We start from the raw sequence: 22,831 nt of genomic DNA on the forward strand, positions 1-22,831 counted from the left end.
CCCCCACCCCCCCCCCCTACCCCTCTCTCTAACGCGGTCCCGGGCGGGGGCCCCCCCCCCGCCCCCCCCCCCCCCCCCCGCTTCGGCGTTGTGCGCTATCAGCGCCAGGCGTGGAGGGGGTTGTCGAGGCGGCCGGCGTAGATCAGGCTCTCCTCCTGGTTCTCGATGTCGACCATCTGCTGGTTGTTCTTGAGCTGCAGGCGGTTGAGGCACGAGAGCGTGAAGCTTTCCTCGAACAGGGGGAAGCGCTCGAACGCGTCGGCCAGGTCCGGGTGAGCGGCCTGGTAGTCCTTCAGGGACTCGGCCGCGACGCGCCAGAACTCGTCCTCGCCGAGGACGCCGTCGAGGTGGAGGTGTCCGGCGAGGAACCGCAGGAAGCAGTCCACGACGTCGGTGAGGATCGACAGGGCCCGCACGTTGTCGGGGATCTCGACCTTGATCCGGGCGATCTCCTCGGGCACCTCCGTGGAGGGCTCGACGACGGCGCACTCCTCGCCGATGTCCTTGAAGAACACCCGCTCGACGGCACCGTCCTTGAGCACGAGGATCACGTTCTCGCCGTGGGGCATGAACACCAGCCCGTACCGGTACAGGCAGTGCGCGACGGGCACGAGGTAGGCGTCGAGGTAGCCGCGCAGCCAGTCGGCCGGGCGCAGCCCGGAGCGGCGGATGAGGGCCGATGCGAGCGGCTTGCCGTCGGCGTCCACATGCAGCAGCGAGGCCATGGTGGCCACCTGCTCGCCCTTGGCGAGCTTGGGGATCGGGCTCTCGCGCCACAGGGCCGCGAGCATCTTGCGGTACGGCGAGCCCTTCGGCGCCCCGGCCGTGTAGGCCGGGTGGCGGTAGCCGACCGAGGCGCGCTCGCGCAGGATCGTCACGCCGTGCCGCTTCAGGGTCGGGTCGCCGTGCACGAGGTCGGCCACGTAGTCGCTGATCGCGGGTGTGACCTCCATGTACTCGGTCGAGAGCCCGCGCATGAAGCCCATGTTGAGCACCGAGAGCGCGGTCTTCACGTAGTCGGCCCCGGGCCGGGAGCGGTTGAAGAACGTGCGGATCGACTGCTGCGCCTGGAACTCGTCGTGGCCCTCGCCGAGGGGGATGAGGCGTCCGGCGGCGATCTCGGGCGCGAAGGTCACGGAGATCTTGTTGCGCCACTGCCAGGGGTGCACCGGGATCAGGTACACGTCCTCATAGGTCAGTCCGCGGTCGGTGAGCATGGACTCGAAGTACTCCCGCGAGTCCGCGTCGAGCTGCGTGTCGAGCAGCCAGTCGAAGCCGAGCTCCGGGGAGGACGCGAACATGGCGTGCTCGCGCGGCGCGGCCAGCCACATCAGGCGCACGCCCGCGCCCGCTTCAGGCGCGTACGAGCGGTAGTCCTCGGAGGTGAAGCCGAGACGGCCCGAACCGGCGACGAAGCACGGGTGCCCGCCGGTCATGCCCGCCTCGATCGCCTGGAACCCGGCGTCCACCAGGGCCGCGGCGCTGAGCTGGCCCTCGCCGAGCTGGTACGCCCCGCGGTTGATCGTCGCGGCGACCTCTTCGAGGTACACCGGCAGCACCGTGTCGCTCAGGCCGAGCTCGCCCCGGAACGAGAGGAAGAACGCGGCCGCGTCCAGTTCGAGGCCCTCGCCCGCGGCGTCCGTGCGCTCGATCGAGGCCGGGTCGACCACCCAGTGGTCGAGCTTGAAGCGGTGCGCCGCGAACCGGTACCGCTCCGACCCGGCGGCGAGCGCGTACCCCTCGCCGTCCTTCACGGGCACCAGCAGCCGCTCGTGGGCGAACTCGCCGATGGCCTTGGCCAGCAGGTTCCTCGTGGCCTGCTGCCACAACTGCGGGGTGAGGTGGTCGATGGCGCTCACGCGGGCACTCCTCTCGCGGCGGACCGCTCGAAATCGATTCGGGTGCAGAAGCTCAGCAGCGCCTGCTTGTCCTTGAGCCCCACGCTCCGCTCGGGCTTGAACCCGACGAACTCGTTGAGGCGGTGGATGGCCTCGTTGCCCACGTCCGGCTCCACGACGACCCGCTGCGCGCCGAAGCCGTCGAACAGCAGGTGCATCACGGTGTCCATGACGCCCTTGGTGAACCCGGGGATCGGCTTTTCGGTGGGGGCGGTCAGCACATGCATGCCGATGTCGCCCGGCGCGGGGTCGTAGACGCCCGCGAGCTCGGAGGCCGCCGGGTCGTAGACCTCGACGAGGAACCGGGCCCGGTAGTGGTAGAGCCCCATGTACGCGAAGTGATCGGCGTCGACCTCGATGCCCTCGTGCTCGGCGAGCACGTCGGCCACGGAGGCGTCCTGCATCATCCAGTACTTCGCCTTCGGGTGCGTCACCCACTCGTGCAGGAGCGGCGAGTCGGTGGGCGGGTCGACCGGCCGCAGGCCGAAGTCGCCCAGCTGCGGGTGCAGGTGGTAGAACGTGCTGGGGGCCTTCAAGGTCATCACTCCGGTGCTCCGAATTCCTGGAAGCCGATGCGGCGCTCGATGGGATAGACCTCCCGGCCGGTCAGCGACCGGATGATCCAGGAGTTGCGGTAGGCGGCCATGCCGAGGTCGGGGGAGACGAAGCCGTGGGTGGCGAGTTCGGCGTTCTGGACGAAGATCTCGCCGCGGTGCTCGGCGCCGCCGGAGGCGTCGACGCTGTAGTCGCGGCGGGCCTCCAGGCGCCCGGTCGCGTCGAAGCGCAGCCGGTCGCGGACCCCGTCGAGAAACGCCGGGACGCGGTAACTGTAGCCGGTCGCCAGGACCAGGCCCTCGGTCTGGAGTTCGAAGGACCGGTCCTGCTCGTGCTGGCGCACGGAGAGCCGCACGCTCCCTACCCCGGCGTCCCTCTCCGCAGTGCTTTTTTCAACAGTGCAGTTCGTGAACAGCCGGGTCGGCACGGACCCGCGCTCGAACCGCTTCTGGTACAGGAGGTCGAAGATCTCGTTGATGAGCTCGGTGTTGATGCCCTTGTACAGGTTCTTGTGGGCCGCGTTCAGCTCGTCGCGCTTCGGCGCGGGCAGCGCGTGGAAGTAGTCCACGTACTCCGGGCTGGTCATCTCGAGCGTGAGCTTGGTGTACTCGAGCGGGAAGAACCGGGGCGAGCGGGTGACCCAGTTCAGCTCGTAGCCGCCGCCTTCGATGTCGACGAGGAGGTCCCGGTAGACCTCGGCGGCGCTCTGGCCGCTGCCGACCACGGTGATCGACCCGCATTCGCGCAGGCGGTCGCGGTGCTCCAGGTACGCGGAGGCGTGGCAGACCGTGGGGCTCTCGAGGTCCCGGCACGCGGGCGGGATCCAGGGCGGCGTGCCGGTGCCGAGCACGATCCGGCGGGCGTGGTCGACGGCGGCCCCGCCGGGCCCGTCGGAGCGCACCGCGTAGACCCCGTCTTCCCAGGTCACGGCGGTCACGGTCTGCTCGAAGCGGAGGTTGTCGAGCTTCTCGGCGGCCCATCGCAGGTAGTCCTGGAACTCGGTGCGCAGCTGGTAGAACGACTCGCGGATGTAGAACGGGTAGATCCGCCCGCTCTCCTTGAGGTAGTTGAGGAACGAGTACTCGGAGGTCGGGTCGGCGAGGGTCACGAGGTCGGCCATGAACGGCACCTGCATCGTGGTGCCCTCGATGAGCATCCCGGGGTGCCAGTCCACGTTCGCCTTGCGCTCCAGGAAGATGCCGTCGAGGCCGTCGATCGGCGCGGTGAGCGCCGCGAGGCCGAGGTTGAACGGCCCCAAGCCGATCCCGATGAAGTCGTGCACCTTGCTCATGCCGCTTCCTGCGCCTTCTTGCCGTGGCGCGCGAGGGCTTCGAGCACGGGGACGATGTCGGCGAGCCCGGTCTCCGGGTTCAGCAGCGTGAGCTTGAGGGCGGTGCGTCCCTCCACTTTGGTGGCCGCGACCATGCCCTCGCCGGAGGCCGCGAGGGACTCCCGGGCGATGCGGTGGGTGTCGTCGTCGGCCCCGGCGAGCCGGAAGAGCACGGTGGAGAGCTGCGAGGGCGGCGCGGCGACCTCGAAGCGCGGGTCCGAGGCGAGCCAGTCCCAGGTCTGGTCGGCCAGGCCGCACACCCGGTCGAACATGGCGCCCAGCGTGTCGGGCCCCAAGGTGCGCAGGGTCATCCACAGTTTCAGCGCGTCGAAGCGGCGCGTGGTCTGCAGGCTCTTGTCGACCTGGTTGGGGAAGGCGGCCTCGGCGGGGTTGAGGTAGTCGGCGTGGTGCGTGACGTGCCGCAGCGAGGCGCGGTCGCGCACGATGAGCGCGGAGGAGCTGACCGGCTGGAAGAACGACTTGTGGTAGTCCACAGTGACCGAGTCGGCATGCTCGATGCCGCCGAGGAGCCCGCGGTGCTGCTGCGAGACGAGGATGCCGCAGCCGTAGGCCGCGTCCACGTGGAACCACACCCCGTGGGCCGCAGTGATCTCGGCGATCGGGCCGAGCGGGTCCACGGACCCGAAGTCGGTGGTCCCGGCGGTCGCGACGACCGCGGCGGGGACGAGCCCCTGCTCGCGGCAGGTCTCGATCGCCGCGTCCAGCGCGGCGGGGTTCATGCGGAACCAGTCGTCGGCGGGCACGGTGACCACGGCTTCCTCGCCGAGGCCGAGGAGCCGGGCCGCCTTGACGACGGAGAAGTGCGAGTGCGGGGAGGCGAAGAAGCGCAGGCGGGGGAGCACCTCGACGCCGCGCAGCGGCGTGCCCGCCTCGACCTGGTGCTTGAGGAGGATGGTCTCGACGGCCTCGTCGCGCGCCAGGAGCAGCGCCTGCAGGTTCGACTGCGTCCCACCGGAGGTGAAGATGCCGTCGGCGTCGGGCCCGAGGCCGATGCGCCGGGCGGTCCAGTCGATGAGCCGCTGCTCGATGAAGGTGCCGCCGGCGCTCTGGTCCCAGGTGTCGACCGAGGTGTTGACGGCGGCGAGCACGGTCTCTGCGGCGACGGCCGGGAGCGCGACCGGGCAGTTCAGGTGCGCGAGGTAGCGCGGGTGGTGGAACCAGACCGCGTCCTTGAGGTAGAGCTCGCCGACCTCGTCCATCGCGTCCTCGAAGGACTCCAGGGGCCGGTCGAGGTCGACCGCGGCGATGGCCGGGCCGAGGTCGGCGGGGGCGGCGCCGGTCCACGGCCGGTCGACGGCGGCGAACCGGTGGGCAAGGCGCCCTGCGACATCGACGATCATGCCGCGGTAGGCGGCGGCCGATTCGCGGCCCAGGAGGGCCGGCGGGTCGGAGCTGGTGATAGGCGCGGGAGCCGGACGGAGGTCGGCGCTTGTCAGCACGGAGGGTCACCTTTCGGAGAAGTACAGCGCGGAGGGACGGGAACTCGCATGGCCGGGGAACGTGTAGGTTAGGCTAACCTAAATGGTGACCGTGCAGAAGGGCTGATCCCGAATGGTGACGTTCTCCACGAATTCTTGCGAAAGCTTCCCGATCAAGGCATTTGCGCGCGGCGCCTCACGCACCGAAAAGTCCTTTGTGGACTGTGAGAATCGGCTGCGCCGGAATGAAAACCGTGCACGCGCCGTCTACCGGAAGATGTTGCGGCGGGGGCCCGGGGGGAGCCGCCGCCGCGCTCATATCGTGCAGTACGGGGCCTGAACTGTCTGTCACCAATCCGACAACATCCCGTCAGGCCCCGGAATCCCTAGGCGGACTCGGCGATCCAGTCCTCCACGACCGCCGTCATCGTCTCCAGCGGGATCGACCCGTTCGAGAGGACGCGGTCGTGGAAGTGCCGCAGGTCGAACGCCTCGCCCAGCGCCTCGCGGGCCCGCTCCCGCAGCGCCCCGATGTGCCGGCGCCCCACCATGTAGGCGAGCGCCTGGCCCGGCCACGCGATGTAGCGGTCGACCTCGTTGGCGATGTTGGCCTCCGAGAGCGCGGTGTTCTCGCGCATGTACGCGACCGCCCGCTCCCGCGACCACCCGAACACGTGCATCCCGGTGTCCACGACCAGGCGGCAGGCCCGCCACGCGTCGAACGAGACCATGCCCAGCCGCTGCAGATCCCCGCTGTAGAGCCCGATCTCGTCGCAGAGCCGCTCGGTGTACAGGCCCCAGCCCTCGCCGAACGCGGTCACGTACGCGAACCGCCGGAACTGCGGCAGCCCCTCCAGGGTCTGGCCGAGCGCGAACTGGAGGTGGTGCCCGGGCACGGACTCGTGGAACGCGAGCGCCTCGTACTCGTACCGGGCGCGGCTCTCGGGCTCGTACGTGTTCACCCAGTGGGTGCCCGGCCGGGACCCGTCCGCGGCGGGGACGGTGTAGTAGGCGAGGGTCGAGCCCTTCGCGGCGGCCTCGGGGATCACCTCGACCGAGCAGGGCGCGATGTCGTAGTCCAGGAACGCCTTCGGCAGCGCCGCCTCGGCCCGCCGGAGCGCCTCGGTGACGTCGGCGAGGATCTCGTCCGAGCTCGCGTACCGCAGCGACCGGTCGTTGCGGAGCCGGTCGACGACCTCCGCGACATCGGCGGTCCCCAGGGCCCGCGCACCGATCTCGGCGAACTCGCCGCGCAGCCGCTCGACCTCCTCGAGGCCGATCCGGTGGACCTCCTCGGGCGTCAGGTCGGTGGTCGTGAACTGCCGCGACGCGGCCGCATACCCTTCCAGCCCACCGGGAACGTGGCACACGCCGACCTCGTCGTCACCGCGCGAGACCGGCAGGAACTCGGTCTCCAGGGCCTCGCGCCACCGCTGAAGCGACGGCCGGACCCGCTCGGCGACCAAGGCGACGGCCTGCTCCTTCCAGCCGTCCACACCAGTGGGCGTGGGGCCCACCAGCGGATCGCTCTCCAGGTCGGTGCCGAGGTAGTCGTCGATCTGCTCGATGACCGCGAGCACGCCGCGGCGGGTCTGGTGCCGCCCTTCGGCGGCGGCCTGCCGGTACCTGTCGAGCACGGCGTCGAAGTACCCGCCGAGCGAGCCGAGCCGCACGAGGTAGTCGCGGCTGCGCTGCTCCGAGTTCAGGCTCATGCGCGGCAGCGAGGAGAGCATCGTCGAGACGGGCCCGGTGATGGTGTTGGAGAGGCCCACCTCCCCGAGCGCCGCCTCGATGCTCGCCGACTGGTCGGCGGTGAGCCGCGCGAGCATGGAGTACGTGATCCGGTCCTGCCCTTCGAGGACGCGCGCGTCGATCGCGTCGAGACCCGTGCGGATCTCGGCCTGGTGCGCGAGCCGCGCCCGGTCGCCGTCCCGGCTCGGGTCCGGCAGCTTGTCGTCGTATCCCGCGATGCCGTAGAAGCTCGCCGACGTGGGGTTGTCGGCCAGGTGGAAGTCGAAGTACCGCTGCGCCAGCGCAGCGAGCTGAGGGTCGCCCATGCCACGACCCTACTGGGACGCCGAGGGGTGCGGACGGGACCCGGCGGCGGGGCCGAGGGAAGCGCGGAGGTCCGCCGGACGCATGGGCGTTCGCGATCCCGTGCCAATCCCGGGCCGCGTTATGGCAAGGTGGGCGGCATGTCTGCAGCACTCGTTCTGCCGCGCAGCGTCGACGAGGCCGTCGCGCTGACGTCCGCCGGCCAGACCTTCACGTACGTGCACTTCTGGGGCCACTCGCCGAACGCCGACGGCAGCGCCGGCCGCGGCTGCCTGAGCCAGTGGTGGCCCGCGGCGTTCACCGAGGACGACCACCGCTTCGCCTCGGCCGAGCATTACATGATGGCGCACAAGGCGTGGCTCTTCGGCGACGACGCCGGCGCCCGGAAGATCCTCGCCGCAGGCCACCCGGGCGAGGCCCAGGCCCTGGGCCGCAAAGTCCGCGGCTTCGACCAGCGGACCTGGGAGGCCGAGCGGTTCGGCATCGTCGTGCGCGCGAGCCTCGCCAAGTTCGGTCAGCACCCGGACCTCTCGGCCTACCTCCTCGGCACCGGCGACCGCGTCCTGGTCGAGGCCAGCCCCCGCGACCGCATCTGGGGCATCGGCCTCGGCGAGACCGACCCGCTCGCCGCGTCCCCGCACACCTGGAAGGGCCTCAACCTCCTCGGCTTCGCCCTGATGCAGGCCCGCGCGCAGCTCGCCGACGCTTGATGCGCATCGGCATCACCGGCCACATGAACCTCACGGCCGCAACGATCGAGCTCGTCCGCACCGCCCTCCAGCGCGAACTCGAACGGTTCGATCCCGCTGACCTGACGGGCGTCTCCTGCCTCGCCGAAGGCGCGGACGCGATCTTCGCCCAGGCCGTCCTCGACGCCGGCGCCCGCCTCGAAGCGATCCTCCCCTCTCGCGACTACCGCGACACCCAGGCGGGCCCGAGCCACCGGCCCGTCCTCGACGCGCTGACCGCCCGCGCGCACCGGATCAGCTACGTCGCCGAGACCTCCTCGGTCGCGGCCTACGCCGCCGCGAACGACGCGATGCTCGCCTCCGTCGACCGCCTCCTCGCCGTCTGGGACGGCCTCCCGTCCCCCAAACCCGGAGGCACCGCCGACGCGGTCGCCACCGCCCGCGCCCTCGACATCCCGGTCACCGTCATCTGGCCCGAAGGCGCGCAACGCGGTTAGCGCTGGTTCCCGGCCGGGGTGGTCGGGAGCGCGGCGAGGAGCGCTTCCGTCGCCGTCGCAAGTCGTTCGGCGGCAACGGGATCGAGGGAGCTCAAGGTGAGCGGGAGCGGGTCGCCGCGGTCGATCGCGGTGAGCGGCGCCGCCGGCGGATGGTCGATGAACCCGTGGATCGGCGCGACGGACCGCTCGACGGGGCGCCCGGCGAACCTGATCGAGCGGAGGAGGAGCCGGGCGGCCGCGGGCAGCGGGCCGAGGTCGCCGCTCCTGGTGAAGCCCGGGTGGTACAGGACGTACCGGGCGGGGTGCTCCGGCCGGGCGGCGTAGGCGACGCCGAGCAGATCGGTGGCGCGGCCGGCCTGCAGCTGCGCGGTGACGGTGCCGTACCGGTGCTCGAGTTGCATGTCGTCCCAGTGGATCGCGCCCTTCGTGGTGCCGACGCCGGCGACGCTGACGATCACCGGGGCCTCGCTCCGCCGCAATTGCGGCGCGAGCCCGTGGCCGAGCAGGTACCGGCTCAGGTAGTAGAGGGCGAAGGTCTGTTCGAGCCCTTCCGGGGTCTCGGTGCGCTCGGGGGACAGCCGGTTAGCGAACAGGCACAGGGCATCGACGACCTGCTCCGCTGCGGCGATCTCCCGGACCGCCGCCCGTGCGGCCTGCACGCTCGACAGGTCGGCTCTGATGAACCGCACCCGGTCGGCGGCCCCGATCCGGGCGGCCTCGGCGAGCAGCCGCTCCCCTTTCTCCGGGCTGCTGCCGAGCGCGATGACGCGATCGCCGCGTTCGGCCCGGGCGAGGGCCAGCGCGCGGCCCATCCCGTCGGTGCCGCCGCTGACGACGATGACGCGGGGGTTCGGTTCCTGGTCTGGCATATGCGGTTTCCTCCGGTGTGCGCCTTGCGAACTACCATCGTCGGTAACCCTGCGCCGCAGCACAAGGAGGCACTTTGCAGTCCGGTACGCACACGCATGTGCCTTCCATGGTCAGCGCGGCCCTCCCCGATCCGGTGCCGGCCGAGGAGTACGAGCGGTGCCCGGTCACCGACGTGCTCCACCGGGTCGGCGACAAGTGGTCGATCCTGATCGTCGTGCTCTTGGGGAAGCGCCCGCACCGCTACAACGAGCTCCACCGCGGCATCGCGACCATCAGCCAGCGCATGCTGACCCGCACCCTCCGCGCCCTCGAGGCCGACGGCCTCGTGCACCGCGAGGTGTTCCCCACCAACCCGCCCAGCGTCGAGTACCGCCTCACCCCGCTCGGCCGGAGCCTCCTCACGCCCCTCTCCGCCCTCGCCGACTGGGCGGTGGCGCACCACCCCGAAATCGAAGCCGCCCGCGCCGAACACCTTCCGGTACAGAACGAACCGCGGCAGTAGTCACCGTCTCCCGAACTGCCCGGAGAGCACTACGCTCGGTCGGAGACCGCGCCCCGCCGGCGCGGACAGTGGGAGGCAGGACATGACCGAACTCGCGGGTGCCGCCGGGTACCTCTTCGAAGCCGGGATGCTGAAGCGCGCCCGGCGCTCCGGCTGGTGGGTCGCGGGGGTCCGCGACCCCGAGAGCATCGCCGAGCACAGCTGGCGGGCGGCGGTGACCGGCATGGCCATCGCGAGTCTCGAAGGCGCCGATCCGGCCCGGACCGCGCTGCTGTGCGTCCTCCACGACACCCCGGAGACGCGGATCGGCGACATCCCCAAGCTCGGGCAGGCCTACCTCACCGCCGCCGGCGCGCTCGACGTCGTGGCCGATCAGACGGCGCAGTGCCCGCCGCGCATGAGTGACACCATCCGCGACGCCGTCGCCGAGTTCGAGGCGGGGGAGACCCCGGAGGCGATCTGCGCGAACGACGCCGACAAGCTCGAATGCCTGGTCCAAGCCGTCGAGTACCGCCACCAAGGCGTATCGACCGTGCAGCCCTGGATCGACAGCGGCCTCGCCGCCCTCCGCACCGACACCGCCCGGCGCCTCGCCCGCGAGGTCCTCGACCAGGACCCCCTCGCCTGGGAGCAGGCCCGCCGCAACCCCGCGCCATGACCGGAGCACGAAAAAGCCCGGACCGGCTTTCGCCGTCCGGGCCGTTCCCACTGTCTCAAGGTGGCTCCCCAACTTGGACTCGAACCAAGAACCTGCCGATTAACAGTCGGCTGCTCTGCCAATTGAGCTATTGGGGAAGGGGTTCGAGCTCGGCTTTCGCCGTGCGAACCGGATATGACAGTACAGGACCGGCGCGGGCGGGTGCCACCGGGGTGGGTGTGGTGTGGGTCCGATCCGGGGCGGGAAAGCGGGTCGGAAACGGGCGGCGCGTTTCCGTCATGGGCCGCGTGGGCACCCTCACATGGGGCAGAATGGCCGCTATATGCGGCGACGCACAGTGAACTCCCGAGCACATTGAAACGAGATCGGCCTGCGGGCCGGCCGAGGAGGCAAATAATGCGGAAGTGGTATCTCGTAGCAGGGTTCGCGGTCGGTTACGTCCTGGGGGCGAAGGCCGGGCGGGAACGCTACGACCAGATCGTCGACTACACCCGGCGCGTGACCGGGAACGACAAGGTCCAGGAAGTCGCGTCGACGGTGCGCACCCAGGCGAACAAGGCCGTGGACGCGGCCCAGGACAAGATCAAGGGCACCAAGTTCGGCGACATCGTGGAGAGCTTCACCTCGAGCGCCGATGAGACCCCAAAAGCTGAGCCCTGGGACTCCGCCGGGGTGACCACGCCGGTCCGGAGCGACAGGGCGCTGCGCGGGGACGCCCCCGGTTTCTGATCTTCAGAGGCGCATGGCGCGGGGGGGGGGGGGGAGGGGGCCCCCCCCCCCCCCGCGGGGCCGGGGGGGGGGGGGGGGGGGCCCGCCGCGGGGGCGCTCTGCTATGCCGGTTTGACCGAGGCGCGCAGGCGCAGGTCGGCGACGCTGCGGCCCGCGGCGACGGTCCAGCCGCCCGGGACCTGCCGCCAGGCGTGCTCGGCCTCGTCCCAGTACTGGAAGGAGCGGTCTTCGAGAGGGATCGCGACGTCGACGGTCTCGCCCGGGGCCGCTTCGATCGCGGCGAAGCCCGCGAGGCGGTGGGGCTCGATGCCGCCGGGGAGGTCCAGGCCGGCCTCGGGGGAGAGGTAGACCTGGACGACCTCGCGGCCGGTCACGGTGCCGCTGTTGCGGACCCGCACGGTCACTTCGCCCGCGTCGACCTGCAGGTCCTCGTACGTCCACTCGGTGTAGGAGAGGCCGTGGCCGAACCAGAACGCGGGCTCGGCGGCGTCGCGCTGCTCCCAGGCGCGGTAGCCGATGAACACGCCTTCGTCGTAGTGGAGCTCGCCGTCTGTGGGCACGACCTGGACGACGGGTGCGTCCTCGAGGCGGCGCGGCCAAGTGGTGGTGAGGCGGCCGCCCGGTTCGGCGCCGAGCAGGACGTCGGCGAGGGCGTGCCCGCCCTCCTGGCCGGGGAACCAGGTCAGGAGGATCGCGGCGACCCCGTCGGACCAGGGCATCTCGACCGGGGAGCCGGTGTTGACGACGACGACCGTGTTCGGGTTCGCCTCGGCGACGGCTGCGACGAGTTCGTCCTGGCGGCCGGGCAGGCGCAGGTCGCGCCGGTCGAAGCCCTCGGATTCGGTGAGGGCGGTCGTAGAGACCACGACGACCGCCACGTCGGCGGCGCGGGCCGCTTCGACCGCTTCGGCGATGAGCCGGTCTTCGTCCGGGCGGGGCCCGGCGTGCATGAGCCCGAACAGGACCGACGGCGGGTAGCCGGGCGGGAAGACGGAGACCGGCGTGTGCTCGTGGCGCACCGAGACCTGCTGCCCGGCCTCCAGGTGGACCGTCGCGCGTTCGACGGCGGGCCCGAAGAACGCCTCGAACGGGTCGTCGCTGGAGGGCACGTGCTCGCCGTCGAAGACCACTTCGCCGCCGATGACGAGGCGGTGGAGGCCGGTGCCCCTGGTGCCGAAGACGTGCTCGCCCGTGGTCTCGACGGTGAAGACGCCTTCGACGACGGCGTGGGAGAACTCGTCCTGCGCGAGGTCGCCGGGCAGGTACCCCATCCACTTGACGTCGCCGCTGGCGAGCGCCAGGGGAGGCAGCCCGGTGCCGTCCTTCCGCACCGGGTACGCCTTGAGGTCGAAGCCCTTGCCGGCGGCCTGGATCTTCTCGAAGAGGTCCACGCCCTGCGCATACCGGACGCGGTCGCCGAGGGCCTCGCGGAGGCCGTCGAGCGGCGACACCACCTTGCTGGGGAAGACGGTGGCCGAGCCGCCGCCGAGGATGCGGGCCTCGGCCGCGGCGGGGCCGATGAGCGCGAGGCCGCCGATCGCGTCGGCCGCGAGCGGCAGGGCCGGCGCGCCGCCGTCCTCGGGGGCATTGTTCTGCACGAGCACGAAGGAGCGCTGGGCGATCTCGCGCAGCAGCGCTTCGGGATCGGCGATCGCTTCGACGCGTTCGTCCACCGCGGCCCGGACGCCTTCGAGGGCGCCGACGCGGGCGGCGAGCTTGAGCATGCGGCGCACGGCCTCGTCGACGTGGTTCTCGCCGGTGCGGCCTTCCCGGACGGCGGCCACGAGTGCCTTGCCGTACACGGTGAACGGCCCGGGCATGGCGAGGTCGAGCCCGGCCTCGACGCCCTCGACGGTGTGGCGGGCCGCCCCCCAGTCGGAGACGTTGAACCCGTCGAACCCGAACTCCTCGCGCAGGACGGCCATGAGCTCCCGGTGCGCGGTCATGGTGTGGCCGTTGACGGCGTTGTAAGCGGTCATGACGCCCCACGGCCGCACGGCGGCGGTGATCATCTCGAAGGGCCGCAGGTACAGCTCGCGCAGTGCCCGCTCGCCGATGATGTTGTCCACAGTGAACCGGTCGGTCTCGGCGTCGTTGGCGACGTAGTGCTTCATCGTGGTCCCGACGCCGCACTCCTGGATCCCGGCCACGTACGCCTGGGCGATGCGCCCGGTCAGGTACGGGTCCTCGCTGAACGCCTCGAAGTGGCGCCCGCCGAGCGGGGAGCGCTGGAGGTTGATGGTCGGTGCGAGCAGCACGTCCACGTCCTTGCGGCGGGACTCGGCGGCGAGCAGGTTCCCGATGCGGCGCACCAGCTCCGGGTCCCACGAGGCGGCCTGCGCGGTGGGGCTAGGCAGCGCCAGGGACGGGTCGGCGGCGGTCCAGAAGCGGCCGCGCACGCCGATGGGGCCGTCCGACACGGTCATCGACCGCAGCCCGGCCTCGGGCACCGGGATGGTGCGCCACATGTCGAGCCCGGCCAGGAGGTCGGCCTTCGTCTCCAGGTCCATCTTCGCGAGGGCCGCTTCCACGGCCTCTGCGTACTCGGGCCGGTCGTCCGGGATGACCCAGTCGCTCATGGCGCCCTTCCTTTCGGTGTTCCTCGTCGATCCCCGCAGGGCGGCAAGAGCGAGTCTCGCACTTTTACCGATCAACCGGTAGGTTTAGTCGCCGAACCGTTACCATCTATGCTCTGTCCAACCCGACCCCCGCAGATTCGAGACGCCCATGCCGAGCATCCAGCACAGCGCCCGCGGGCACGCCCGCCGCGAGGAGATCGTGAGGGCCGCGATCGAGGTCATCGCCGAGCGCGGCTACCGGGGCGCCAGCCTCGCCGCCGTCGCCGAGAAGGCCGGCCTCAGCCAGCAGGGGCTCCTGCACTACTTCCGCAGCAAGGAGGACCTGCTCATCGGGGTCCTCCAATGGCGCGCCGAGACCGACACCGGCGGCCGCGACATCGTCGCCGATCCCATGTCCCTCGCCGCCACCCAGGGCGTCGTCGAGGCCAACGCGCACCGCGAGGCCATCGTCCGCACCTTCTCCGCGCTGCTCGGCGAGTCCGTCACCGGCGACCACCCCGCCGCCGAGTACTTCCGGATCCGCTACCGCCGCGTCCGCGAGGCCATGACCGCCACGCTCCGCCTCGAATGGGGTGACCGGCTCCCGTCCGGGCTCACCCCGGAGGAGGCCGCGCCGCTCGTCGTCGCGATCATGGACGGTCTCCAGTACCAGTGGCTCCACGAGCCCGAGTCGTTCGACATGCCCGCTGCATTCAAGGCCTTCGTCCGGCTCCTCGATCCGAAAGCGGCACCTTGACAGACAGCCCAGTGACCCTGCCCGCCCTCGACGCGCTGGCCTGCCCGAACTGCGCAGGGCCGCTCACGCAGGCCGACCGCCGCCTGTCCTGCCCCGACGGCCACTCCTTCGACCTGGCCAAGCAGGGCTACGCGCCGCTGCTCGCGCCCGGGTCGAACACCACCACCGGCGACACCGCCGACCAGATCGCCGCCCGCGAGGACTTCCTCGACTCCGGCGTCTACGACCCGCTCATGGCCGCCGTCGCGACCGCCTCGCTCACCGACGCCCCCGGCGTGTTCGTCGAACCCGGTTGCGGCACAGGGCACTACCTCGCCGTCGCGCTCGCCGCCGACCCCTCGCGCGAGGGCATCGGCCTCGACACCTCGAAGTACGCGCTGCGGCGCTGCGCCAAGCGCACCGTCCCCGGAAGCGAACCGGGCGCCGGACCGCGGCCGCGCATCGCCGCGGTCCTCGCCGACGCGTGGCAGCGCCTGCCGATCCGCGACGGCGCCGCCGCCGCGGTCCTCAACGTCTTCGCCCCCCGCAACGCCGAGGAGATCGCCCGCGTCCTCGACCCGCAGGGAGCGCTCGTCGTCCTCACCCCCCGGCAGGACCACCTGCGCGAACTCGTCGGCACCCTGGACATGCTGAGCGTCGACCCCGAGAAGGAGCAGCGGACCGCCGACCAGCTCGGCACCCTCTTCGAGGCCGAGCGCACCGACGAGGTCGTGTACTCGATCGACTTGGGCCACAACGAGGTCCTGCGCCTGGTCGGGATGGGCCCGAGCGCCCGCCACCTCGACGCCGCCGCCCTCGCCGCGACCGTGGCCGCACTGCCCGAGCGGATCGAGGTCCAGGTGGCCGCGAACGTCACCCGGTGGCGCAAGAAGCATTGATCGATCTCGATCGGTGAGTACCCCTCACGGGGCACTTGTCCTCCTTTGCCGTGACCAGTACGGTACGAAGCATCACCCCTGACCGGCTGGAGATGAGCAGAGTGTTCGACGACAAACGCGCGACGCGGCGCGCCCTGGCCCTCGGCGCGGCCGGACTCCTCGCCCTCGCCGGCTGCGGCACCGACGACGCCGCAGCGGAGGAGCAGATCACGGTGCCTGAAGACGCGGGCGTCGAGGAGCTCCAGGTCGAAGTCCTCGAGACCTTCGACCACGACGCGACCTCCTTCACCCAGGGCCTCCAGCTCGCCGAGCACCCCGAGCACGGCACCGTCCTCTACGAGAGCGCCGGACTCTACGGCGAGTCGGACGTCCGGATCACCGACCCCGCCACCGGCGCTGTGCTCGCCTCCCAGGACCTCCCGGCCGACCAGTTCGCCGAAGGGCTCACCCTCACGGACGACTCGATCTGGCAGATCACCTGGCAGGAGCATGTGGCCCACCGGCGGGACCCGGTCACGCTCGACATCGTCGAAAGCGTCCAGTACGAAGGCGAAGGCTGGGGCATCTGCTTTGACGGCGAACAGCTCGTCATGAGCGACGGCTCCTCGACGCTGACGTTCCGCGACCCGGTCACGTTCGAGGAGACCGGCACCGTCGAGGTCGCGCTCGAGGGCGAGCCGGTCTTCCAGATCAACGAGCTCGAGTGCACCGGCGGCCAGGTCTGGGCCAATCTCTGGCAGACCGACCAGATCGTGCGCATCGACCCCGCCACCGGCGAGGTCGGCGCGGTCGTCGACGCCGCCGGCCTGCTCCCGCCCGAAGAGGCCGGCGGCGCCGACGTCCTCAACGGCATCGCCGCGGCCGAGGAGGAAGGCACCTTCTACGTCACCGGCAAGCTCTGGCCCAAGCTCTACCTGGTGCGGTTCACACCGGTCCGATAACGCAGTGCGGCCGGGCCGCGTCCATGGCAGCATTCGGGCCATGACGCCGACCCTGCGCACCGAGCGCCTCGTCCTCGACCCGTACGTCCCCGCCGACGAAGAGGACTTCGTCGCGCTCTTCGGCGACACACGCGTCTCGCAGTGGATGGGCGACGGACCCGAGCCCGAGGAGGCCAACCGGGCGCTGTTCCACCGCGTCTTCACGCACGTCTACGACACCGGTAAGTTCGACGTGTGGGCCGTGCGCGAGGACGGCGACCTCATCGGCCACGCCGAGATCAAGCCGACCGAGGAGTCCGGCGGCCATGAGCTCATCTACGCCCTCGCCCACCGCGCCTGGGGCCGCGGCCTCGGCACCGAGCTGGCGCAGGCGATCATCGACTACGGCTTCGACCGCCTCGGTCTGGACGCCGTGCACGCCACCGTCGCCGACCAGAACACCGGCTCGCTCGCCGTCATGAAGAAGCTCGGCTTCGAGCATGTGCGCGACAAGCCCGAGGACGACGGCTCCGTCACGAAGGTGCTCACCCTGAAGCGCCCGAGCGCGTAGGGAACTGCACACTCACCGTCCTCAGTGAACGGACCGCCGCCGAATCGGGAATTGCGCGGGAGGTGCGGGTAGGCCATGATGAGGTCATGGCCATCACACCCCTGGACCGATTGCTGGAGTACAAGATGCACCTCTTGACCGACTCCCGGCAGCCCCGCGCCTACGCCACCTGGTGGCAGGACCTCACCACCGCGGCCCTCTCCGCGTGGTTCTTCGGCGGCCTCATCCTCGACGTCACCGCCCACGCCCGCGGCTGGGCCGAATCGTTCTTCACCTGGTGGCACCTGGCGTTCTACACCGGATTCTTCGCCACCGCCGCCTGGATCGCCTGGATCGCCGTCCGCGCCCACCGCGCCGAAGGCCGCACCGGCATGGCCGCCGTCCCCCACGGCTACGGCCCCGCCGTCATCGGCATCCCGCTCTTCCTCGCCTCCGGCATCGCCGACATGATCTGGCACGAAGTGCTCGGGGTCGAGACGAACCTTGCGATCCTCTTCAGCCCCTCGCACCTCACCCTCGCCGTCGGCGGCGTCCTCATCGTCGCCGCGCCGCTCCTCTCGGCCTGGCGCCGCGCCGTGCTCGCGGCCGAACCCGAGCCGATCCCGCTCGAAGCGCGCATGGCCGCCCCGGCGCTCTCCTTGGGCTACATCACGACCGCACTCGTGCTGTTCCTCGCCTACCTCGTGCCGCACACGAACTCGCCGTTCGCCGTCGCGGCGGCCCTGGAGGGCCCTAACGTCTTCGAGGGCTTCCCGGTGGCGGGCATCGTGTTCACCACGGTGCTGGTGCTCGCGCTGGCGGTCCTCATGACCGGCCGGTTCCGGCTGCCCCTGGGATTCTTCACGGTGGCGTTCGCGTACCCGGCGCTGATGGCCGGCGCGTACTCGGGCTTCGAGTACGGCGGGTACGTGTGGATCTTCCTGCTCTCGGGCGCGTGGCTCGACTTCCTGGTCTGGCTCATCCGGCCCGAGCTGCGCCGCCGCCGCGACCTGCTCGTGCTCGCCGGGGCCTGGGCGGTGCCGATCTGGGCCGCGTTCCTCATCGCGACGGGCGCCGCCACCGGCGTGTGGCCCGCCGCGGAGATCGGCCTCGGCGCCCCGCTCGTCGCGGCCGCCGTCGGCGGCCTGTTCATGCTGGTGGTCCAGCCCGAGCGGCGCGACGCGGTGCGCACGGTGCCCGTCGAGCCCTCCCCGTTCGACGACGTGATCGCCCGCGCGAAGGCGATGACCGCCAACAAGCCCGCGGAGTAGCGAACGGCCCCGGCGCACTGCGCCGGGGCCCTCGCTCACTCGTTCAGCGCCGCAAGGCTTTCGGTCATCAGCTCCGCGGAGATGAGGGCCGTACTCGTGCCCTTGGTGCGGCACGCGTACGCGCCCGCGACGCGGCCCGCGTCGATGGCGGCGGCGAGGTCGCCGCCCTGGGCCCGCGCCCAAAGCAGGCCCGAGACGAACGCGTCGCCCGCGCCGTTGGAGTCGACGGGGGACCAGTCGGCCCACGCCGGGACCGCCGCGCCGAGCTGGGCGACCGGGTCGATCGCGTCGTAGTGCTCGAGGGACCCGCCGCGTTCGAGGACGTACCCGCCGTGCTCGCCGTCCGTGGCGATCACGACCGCGGCGCGGCCGTTGTCGAGGATCCAGCGCATCGCCTTCTCCGGGTCGCCGCCGAGCTTCGCGGCGGAGAGGGTCACGAGGTCGGCGCGCAGGGCGAAGGCCTTCTGGTGCTCGGCCTCGCCGTCCCAGCCGTGCAGGTCGGTCGAGACGGTCACGCCCTCGGGGATCGCGGTCAGGACGTCCCTGGTGTGGTTGGGGATCGAGACGTGGACGTGCTTGGCCTCGGCGACGTGCGGGCCGAAGAACTCGGCGGGCATGCGCAGATCGGCGTCGTGGCGGTAGTCGTAGAAGGAGTAGCGGCGCCCGGCGGCGTCGACGAGGTTGACCGATCGCGAGGTCCCGTTGGGGGAGATGAGGTGCCGGAAGTCGAGGCCGTGCCGCTCGTAGTGGCCGAGGACCAGCCGGCCCTGCTCGTCGTCGCCTATGTAGTCGATGAACCGGGTGGCGAGCCCGAGGTGGAGGCAGCCGAGCGCGACCCCGTTGCCGGTGTGGGCCACGTAGTCGTGGATCGGTTCCACGCCGAGCGAGTCGCCGTCCCCGATGGCGATCTCGGGGACGCGCACGATGGTGTCGACGCCGACGCCGCCCACGACCAGGATGTCGAGCATGTGTTTGCTTCCTTTGCAAGAATTTGCAGGTTTGTTCGGAATTGATTGCAGGACTCGACCTTAGGTCGGGTCCCGCAATCGGTCAAGCCCCTATCGGACCACTCCCGTGTCGACCTTGCCCCGCCGGATCGCGTAGGCGAAGGTCGCCGCGCCGAGGGCGGGGCCCCACAGCCAGAACGGGAACGACCAGATCAGCTCGGGCGCGTCCTGGCGGATCCCCAACGCCGCCATCGGCACCGCCATGAACGTGAACAGCCCGGCCATGATCGCCCCGGGGATGATCGCGATCATCGGCGGCACCGGGCGGCCCTTGAGGGCGAACATCCAGAACGGCCAGCGCTCGCCCCACCGCTGGGTCAGGCCCAGGCAGAGGACGCCGCCGCCGAGTGCGGCGAAGCCGAGGAGCAGCCCCCAGATCCGGGTCTCGAGCGGGAAGTCCTCGCCGACCGGGCCGCCCGCGTAGGCCCACGGGGTCAGCCAGCTCATGCGCACCAGCCCGTAGGGGAGGGCGCAGGCGAAGGCGATCCAGGCGGCGGTCCGGCCCCACTTCGCGGCGCGTTCGGGGGCGAGCCACTCGGCCGCGGGCTCGCCGTCGCGGCGCTGCATGAGCAGCTGCATGGTGAGCGCGGTCCAGATGACGGCCCCCGCGACGGTCCAGATCTGCGAGAAGAAGTAGCCGCCGATGCCGACCATGGTGCTGCCGAGTTCTTTCGCGAACCCGGCGACGGCGGCGTAGTCGACGATCCCGGTGACGCCGAGGGCGACGAGGATCGCGGCGATCACGGCGGCGGTGACGAGGCGGGCGGTCGTGCCGCGGGCCACGAGGACCGGGACGACCACGGCGGCGATCGGAATGAGGAACGCGCACAGGTAACCGGCGAGCGAGATCGGCGCGATGGTGGTCAGCAGCAGCCCGAAGACCGCGGCGTAGAGCGCGGTGAGCGGCCAGAGCCGCGTTCGGACCCTGCTGATGAGGAGCCCGCCGAGTCCGGCGGCGATGAGCGCGGCGGGCGCGATCCAGTCGGGAAGCGCTGCGGGGAGCGGGATCGTGGGCTCGTAGAGGTCGTGCGAATACGGGCCGCTCTCGGGGTCGAGGAGCTGCCACAGGCCGAACGGCAGGGCCAGGAGCGACCAGAGGAAGGCGGCGAGCACGGTCGTCCGTGCGAGGCGGGTGGGCCGGCGGAGCGGCGTTCGCGTTGTCATGCATACAGACTCGCGGCTTCCCGGGCCCGGCCCCTCCCGCGAGCGGGCGAGCGGGCTCCCCTTGCGGGGGCTTCCGCGCTCCCCCTCCCGGGGGAGCCGCCCCCGGGGGAGGACGGCCCGAACGTCGCTGGGCGGCAACACGGACGACCTGCGATTGCAATACCTGTACGAGAAGGTCACGGACTCATCACGAACTGGACGGGGTGTGGTCACGACCCCTGCCAACAGGTTCCCCACTGCCATAGTGTGTAACTCGGATCACGCAAACCTCCAATCTCTGCCGCGTGTCCTCTCGAACAGCAAACTAGGAGCAACCATGTCTCGCTTTCCCCGAGCTCTGCTGGCAGTGGCCACAGCGGGTATCACAGCGCTCTCACTCACCGCGTGCGGCGACGATTCCGACTCCGGCGGCGGCGCCGACTGCGAAAGCGACGGCTTGAAGATCGGCACGATCCTGCCGCAGACGGGCTCCCTCGCCTTCCTCGGCCCGCCCGAATTCGCCGGCGTCGACCTCGCCATCCAGGAGATCAACGAGGCCGGCGGCGTACTCGGCTGCGACGCCTCGGTCATCCACCAGGACTCGGGCGACACCACCTCGCCCATCGCCAGCGAATCGGCGGACGCGCTCATCCGCCAGGGCGTCCACACCGTCATCGGCGCCGCCTCCTCCAGCGTGTCGCTCAGCTTCATCGACAAGCTCTACCAGGAGGGGATCGTCCAGATCTCCCCGGCGAACACCTCGCCCGAGTTCACCACCTACGCGAACGGCGACTACTACTTCCGCACGGCCCCTTCGGACATCCTCCAGGGCCGCGTCCTCGCCGACACGATCATCCAGGACGGGCACGAGAAGATCATCATCCTCGCGCTCCAGGACTCCTACGGCACGGGCCTGGCCGACGCCGTGGCCCAGAACTTCACCGACTTCGGCGGTGAGGTCATCGACACGATCGTCTACGACCCGGCCGCCACCGAGTTCTCCGCCGAGGCCGGCCAGGTGGCCGACTCCGGCGCCGACGCGGTCGTCCTCATCACCTTCAACGAGATCGTGAACCTCGCTCCCGCGCTCGCCGAAGAGAACATGAGCGCCCAGGACCTCGGCTGGTACTTCGTCGACGGCAACCTCTCCAACTACGGCGACCAGTTCCCCGAGGGCTTCCTCGACGGCGCCAAGGGCACCTACCCCGGCGCCGACACCGCCGCCATCCAGGAGCGCCTCCTCGAGGTCGACCCCGAGCTGACCGACTTCACGTACGGCCCCGAGTCCTACGACGCCACCGTGCTCGCGGCCCTGGCCGCACTCCAGGGCGGCGAGGTCGACTCCGAGGTCATCAAGGACAACCTGATCGACGTCAGCCGCGAGGGCACCAAGTGCAACGGCTACACCGAATGCGCCGACCTCCTGGCGGACGGCGAGGACATCGACTACGAGGGCTACTCCGGCCCCATCGAGTTCTCCCCTGAGGGCGACGTCTCCGCCGCCACCATCGGCGTCTTCCAGTACAAGGCCGACAACACCTTCGAGAACCTCGGCTACACGTTCGGCGACCTCGAAGAGTAAGCAGCAGTAGGCAAGACAAAGGCGATGCCCCTCGGGACCACAGGACCCGAGGGGCATCGCCTTATCCGTGTTCTAGCGAGCGGTGCCCGCGGACGCTGACGTCAACTTGCCCGGCCCAGCGTCCCCAGGTACAGCTCGACCACCTTCGGATCGTCGATGAGGCTCGCACCAGGACCGGTGTAGGCACTGCGGCCCTGGTCCAGCACGTAGCCCCGGTCGCAGATCTGGAGGCACCGCCGAGCGTTCTGCTCGACCATGACCACCGTGACCCCGGTCTGGTTGATCTGCTTGGTGTTGAAGAAGACCTCGTCCTGCATCGCCGGGGACAGCCCCGCCGACGGCTCGTCCAGCAGCAGCACCGTGGGCTCCATCATGAGCGCCCGGCCCATCGCCACCATCTGCCGCTCGCCGCCCGAGAGCGAACCGGCGCGCTGCGCGCGCCGCTCGCCCAGGATCGGGAAGAGGTCAACCACGAACCCGAACCGCTCCCTGAACGCCTTGGGCCGCAGGAACACCCCCATCTCGAGGTTCTCCTCCACGGTGAGCGCCGCGAACACGTTGTTCGTCTGCGGCACGAACCCCACGCCCAGCGGCACCAGCTGGTGCGCCTTCCGGTTCGTGATGTCCTCCCCCCGCAGGGTCACCTTGCCCGAGGTCACCCCGACGAGCCCGAACATCGCCTTCAGCAGGGTCGACTTCCCGGCCCCGTTCGGGCCGATGATGCCCACCAGCTCGCCCTCGTTCGCGTACAGGTCCGTGCCGTTCAGGATCGACACGCCCGGCAGGTAGCCGGCCTCCACCTCGTCGGCGCGCAGCAGCGCCTCCTGCGAGGCGGCCAGGTGCCCCTCGCGGGAGCACACCTCCGTGTCGGAGTCCGGCACCGCCTCCAAAGGCGCGCCTGTCGGTCCGATGCCGACCGCAGTCTCGTTGTCGCTCATGTCGT

At 70.9% G+C, this 22,831-nt stretch carries 21 protein-coding genes and 1 tRNA gene; 11 read left to right on the forward strand and 11 right to left on the reverse strand.

Annotated elements, in window-relative coordinates; translation table 11 throughout:
• Nucleotides 1–98 precede the first annotated feature (98 nt).
• The 5 genes from O2L52_RS19380 to O2L52_RS19400 all read right to left on the reverse strand — a co-directional run bounded on the left by O2L52_RS19380 (nucleotide 99) and on the right by O2L52_RS19400 (nucleotide 7,279).
• Nucleotides 99–1,859 (reverse strand): IucA/IucC family protein, encoded by a 1,761-nt coding sequence (locus O2L52_RS19380; RefSeq protein ID WP_270117564.1) that lies wholly within the window; start codon nucleotides 1,857–1,859, stop codon nucleotides 99–101.
• Nucleotides 1,856–2,440 (reverse strand): GNAT family N-acetyltransferase, encoded by a 585-nt coding sequence (locus O2L52_RS19385; RefSeq protein ID WP_270117566.1) that lies wholly within the window; start codon nucleotides 2,438–2,440, stop codon nucleotides 1,856–1,858. The genes O2L52_RS19380 and O2L52_RS19385 overlap by 4 nt, the downstream gene beginning before the upstream one ends.
• Entirely contained in the window at nucleotides 2,440–3,744 is a 1,305-nt protein-coding gene (locus O2L52_RS19390; protein WP_270117568.1) for a lysine N(6)-hydroxylase/L-ornithine N(5)-oxygenase family protein, read from the reverse strand. The genes O2L52_RS19385 and O2L52_RS19390 overlap by 1 nt, the downstream gene beginning before the upstream one ends.
• The gene (locus O2L52_RS19395; RefSeq protein WP_270117570.1) at nucleotides 3,741–5,243 is read right to left on the reverse strand and encodes a pyridoxal phosphate-dependent decarboxylase family protein; all 1,503 of its coding nucleotides are present in this window, start codon (nucleotides 5,241–5,243) and stop codon (nucleotides 3,741–3,743) included. Before O2L52_RS19395 ends, O2L52_RS19390 begins: the two co-directional genes overlap by 4 nt.
• 365 nt (nucleotides 5,244–5,608) lie before the next feature.
• Nucleotides 5,609–7,279, reverse strand: coding sequence for a DUF885 domain-containing protein (locus O2L52_RS19400; protein ID WP_270117571.1), 1,671 nt, complete (start codon nucleotides 7,277–7,279; stop codon nucleotides 5,609–5,611).
• A gap of 138 nt (nucleotides 7,280–7,417) precedes the next feature.
• Between O2L52_RS19400 and O2L52_RS19405 the strand changes: the two genes are divergently transcribed.
• Complete coding sequence (locus tag O2L52_RS19405; RefSeq protein ID WP_270117572.1) at nucleotides 7,418–7,987, forward strand: NADAR family protein; 570 nt, start codon at nucleotides 7,418–7,420, stop codon at nucleotides 7,985–7,987.
• Nucleotides 7,987–8,463 carry a hypothetical protein gene (locus tag O2L52_RS19410; RefSeq protein WP_270117573.1) on the forward strand — a complete coding sequence of 159 codons (477 nt, stop codon included), beginning with the start codon at nucleotides 7,987–7,989 and terminating at the stop codon, nucleotides 8,461–8,463. The genes O2L52_RS19405 and O2L52_RS19410 overlap by 1 nt, the downstream gene beginning before the upstream one ends.
• Here the strand turns inward: O2L52_RS19410 and O2L52_RS19415 are convergent.
• Nucleotides 8,460–9,332 carry an SDR family NAD(P)-dependent oxidoreductase gene (locus tag O2L52_RS19415; RefSeq protein ID WP_270117575.1) on the reverse strand — a complete coding sequence of 291 codons (873 nt, stop codon included), beginning with the start codon at nucleotides 9,330–9,332 and terminating at the stop codon, nucleotides 8,460–8,462. The two genes, O2L52_RS19410 and O2L52_RS19415, sit on opposite strands and share 4 nt — an antisense overlap.
• A 107-nt stretch (nucleotides 9,333–9,439) precedes the next feature.
• On the opposite strand from O2L52_RS19415, the gene O2L52_RS19420 reads away from it, so the two are divergent.
• Both O2L52_RS19420 and O2L52_RS19425 read left to right on the forward strand, forming a co-directional pair.
• On the forward strand, nucleotides 9,440–9,835 hold the full coding sequence (locus O2L52_RS19420; RefSeq protein ID WP_270117617.1) for a winged helix-turn-helix transcriptional regulator: 396 nt from the start codon (nucleotides 9,440–9,442) through the stop codon (nucleotides 9,833–9,835).
• 82 nt (nucleotides 9,836–9,917) lie between these two features.
• Nucleotides 9,918–10,493, forward strand: a complete 576-nt coding sequence (locus O2L52_RS19425) for an HD domain-containing protein (RefSeq protein WP_270117576.1) — start codon at nucleotides 9,918–9,920, stop codon at nucleotides 10,491–10,493.
• Between the two features lie 61 nt (nucleotides 10,494–10,554).
• Here O2L52_RS19425 and O2L52_RS19430 read toward each other — a convergent pair.
• Nucleotides 10,555–10,630, reverse strand: a tRNA-Asn gene (locus tag O2L52_RS19430).
• A 259-nt stretch (nucleotides 10,631–10,889) separates the two neighbouring features.
• On the opposite strand from O2L52_RS19430, the gene O2L52_RS19435 reads away from it, so the two are divergent.
• Nucleotides 10,890–11,222 carry a YtxH domain-containing protein gene (locus O2L52_RS19435; RefSeq protein ID WP_270117577.1) on the forward strand — a complete coding sequence of 111 codons (333 nt, stop codon included), beginning with the start codon at nucleotides 10,890–10,892 and terminating at the stop codon, nucleotides 11,220–11,222.
• Nucleotides 11,223–11,323: 101 nt separating this feature from the next.
• Here O2L52_RS19435 and O2L52_RS19440 read toward each other — a convergent pair whose 3' ends face one another.
• The gene (locus O2L52_RS19440; RefSeq protein WP_270117579.1) at nucleotides 11,324–13,801 is read right to left on the reverse strand and encodes a glycoside hydrolase family 3 protein; all 2,478 of its coding nucleotides are present in this window, start codon (nucleotides 13,799–13,801) and stop codon (nucleotides 11,324–11,326) included.
• A gap of 148 nt (nucleotides 13,802–13,949) precedes the next feature.
• Here O2L52_RS19440 and O2L52_RS19445 point away from each other — a divergent pair, with 148 nt between their 5' ends.
• From O2L52_RS19445 to O2L52_RS19465, 5 genes are all read left to right on the forward strand, one after another.
• Complete coding sequence (locus O2L52_RS19445) at nucleotides 13,950–14,537, forward strand: TetR/AcrR family transcriptional regulator (protein WP_270117580.1); 588 nt, start codon at nucleotides 13,950–13,952, stop codon at nucleotides 14,535–14,537.
• Nucleotides 14,534–15,415, forward strand: a complete 882-nt coding sequence (locus tag O2L52_RS19450) for a putative RNA methyltransferase (RefSeq protein ID WP_270117582.1) — start codon at nucleotides 14,534–14,536, stop codon at nucleotides 15,413–15,415. Before O2L52_RS19445 ends, O2L52_RS19450 begins: the two co-directional genes overlap by 4 nt.
• Nucleotides 15,416–15,507: 92 nt before the next feature.
• Nucleotides 15,508–16,356 (forward strand): glutaminyl-peptide cyclotransferase, encoded by an 849-nt coding sequence (locus tag O2L52_RS19455; RefSeq protein WP_270117584.1) that lies wholly within the window; start codon nucleotides 15,508–15,510, stop codon nucleotides 16,354–16,356.
• Between the two features lie 40 nt (nucleotides 16,357–16,396).
• On the forward strand, nucleotides 16,397–16,906 hold the full coding sequence (locus O2L52_RS19460) for a GNAT family N-acetyltransferase (protein ID WP_270117585.1): 510 nt from the start codon (nucleotides 16,397–16,399) through the stop codon (nucleotides 16,904–16,906).
• A gap of 86 nt (nucleotides 16,907–16,992) precedes the next feature.
• On the forward strand, nucleotides 16,993–18,156 hold the full coding sequence (locus O2L52_RS19465; RefSeq protein ID WP_270117588.1) for a hypothetical protein: 1,164 nt from the start codon (nucleotides 16,993–16,995) through the stop codon (nucleotides 18,154–18,156).
• Nucleotides 18,157–18,191: 35 nt separating this feature from the next.
• Here O2L52_RS19465 and O2L52_RS19470 read toward each other — a convergent pair whose 3' ends face one another.
• Together O2L52_RS19470 and O2L52_RS19475 are read right to left on the reverse strand one after the other, a co-directional pair.
• Nucleotides 18,192–19,124, reverse strand: a complete 933-nt coding sequence (locus O2L52_RS19470; RefSeq protein WP_270117590.1) for a carbohydrate kinase family protein — start codon at nucleotides 19,122–19,124, stop codon at nucleotides 18,192–18,194.
• A gap of 90 nt (nucleotides 19,125–19,214) precedes the next feature.
• A complete protein-coding gene (locus O2L52_RS19475) occupies nucleotides 19,215–20,327 on the reverse strand; it encodes a hypothetical protein (RefSeq protein WP_270117591.1) in 1,113 nt (370 codons plus the stop codon).
• A 316-nt stretch (nucleotides 20,328–20,643) separates the two neighbouring features.
• On the opposite strand from O2L52_RS19475, the gene O2L52_RS19480 reads away from it, so the two are divergent.
• Nucleotides 20,644–21,888 (forward strand): ABC transporter substrate-binding protein, encoded by a 1,245-nt coding sequence (locus tag O2L52_RS19480; protein ID WP_270117592.1) that lies wholly within the window; start codon nucleotides 20,644–20,646, stop codon nucleotides 21,886–21,888.
• A gap of 101 nt (nucleotides 21,889–21,989) precedes the next feature.
• On the opposite strand, the gene O2L52_RS19485 is transcribed toward O2L52_RS19480, so the two are convergent.
• Nucleotides 21,990–22,826, reverse strand: a complete 837-nt coding sequence (locus tag O2L52_RS19485) for an ABC transporter ATP-binding protein (RefSeq protein ID WP_270117593.1) — start codon at nucleotides 22,824–22,826, stop codon at nucleotides 21,990–21,992.
• Nucleotides 22,827–22,831 lie beyond the last annotated feature (5 nt).

It is taken from the genome of Glycomyces algeriensis (genome assembly GCF_027622855.1).
In the GTDB taxonomy this organism is placed as follows: domain Bacteria; phylum Actinomycetota; class Actinomycetes; order Mycobacteriales; family Micromonosporaceae; genus Glycomyces; species Glycomyces algeriensis.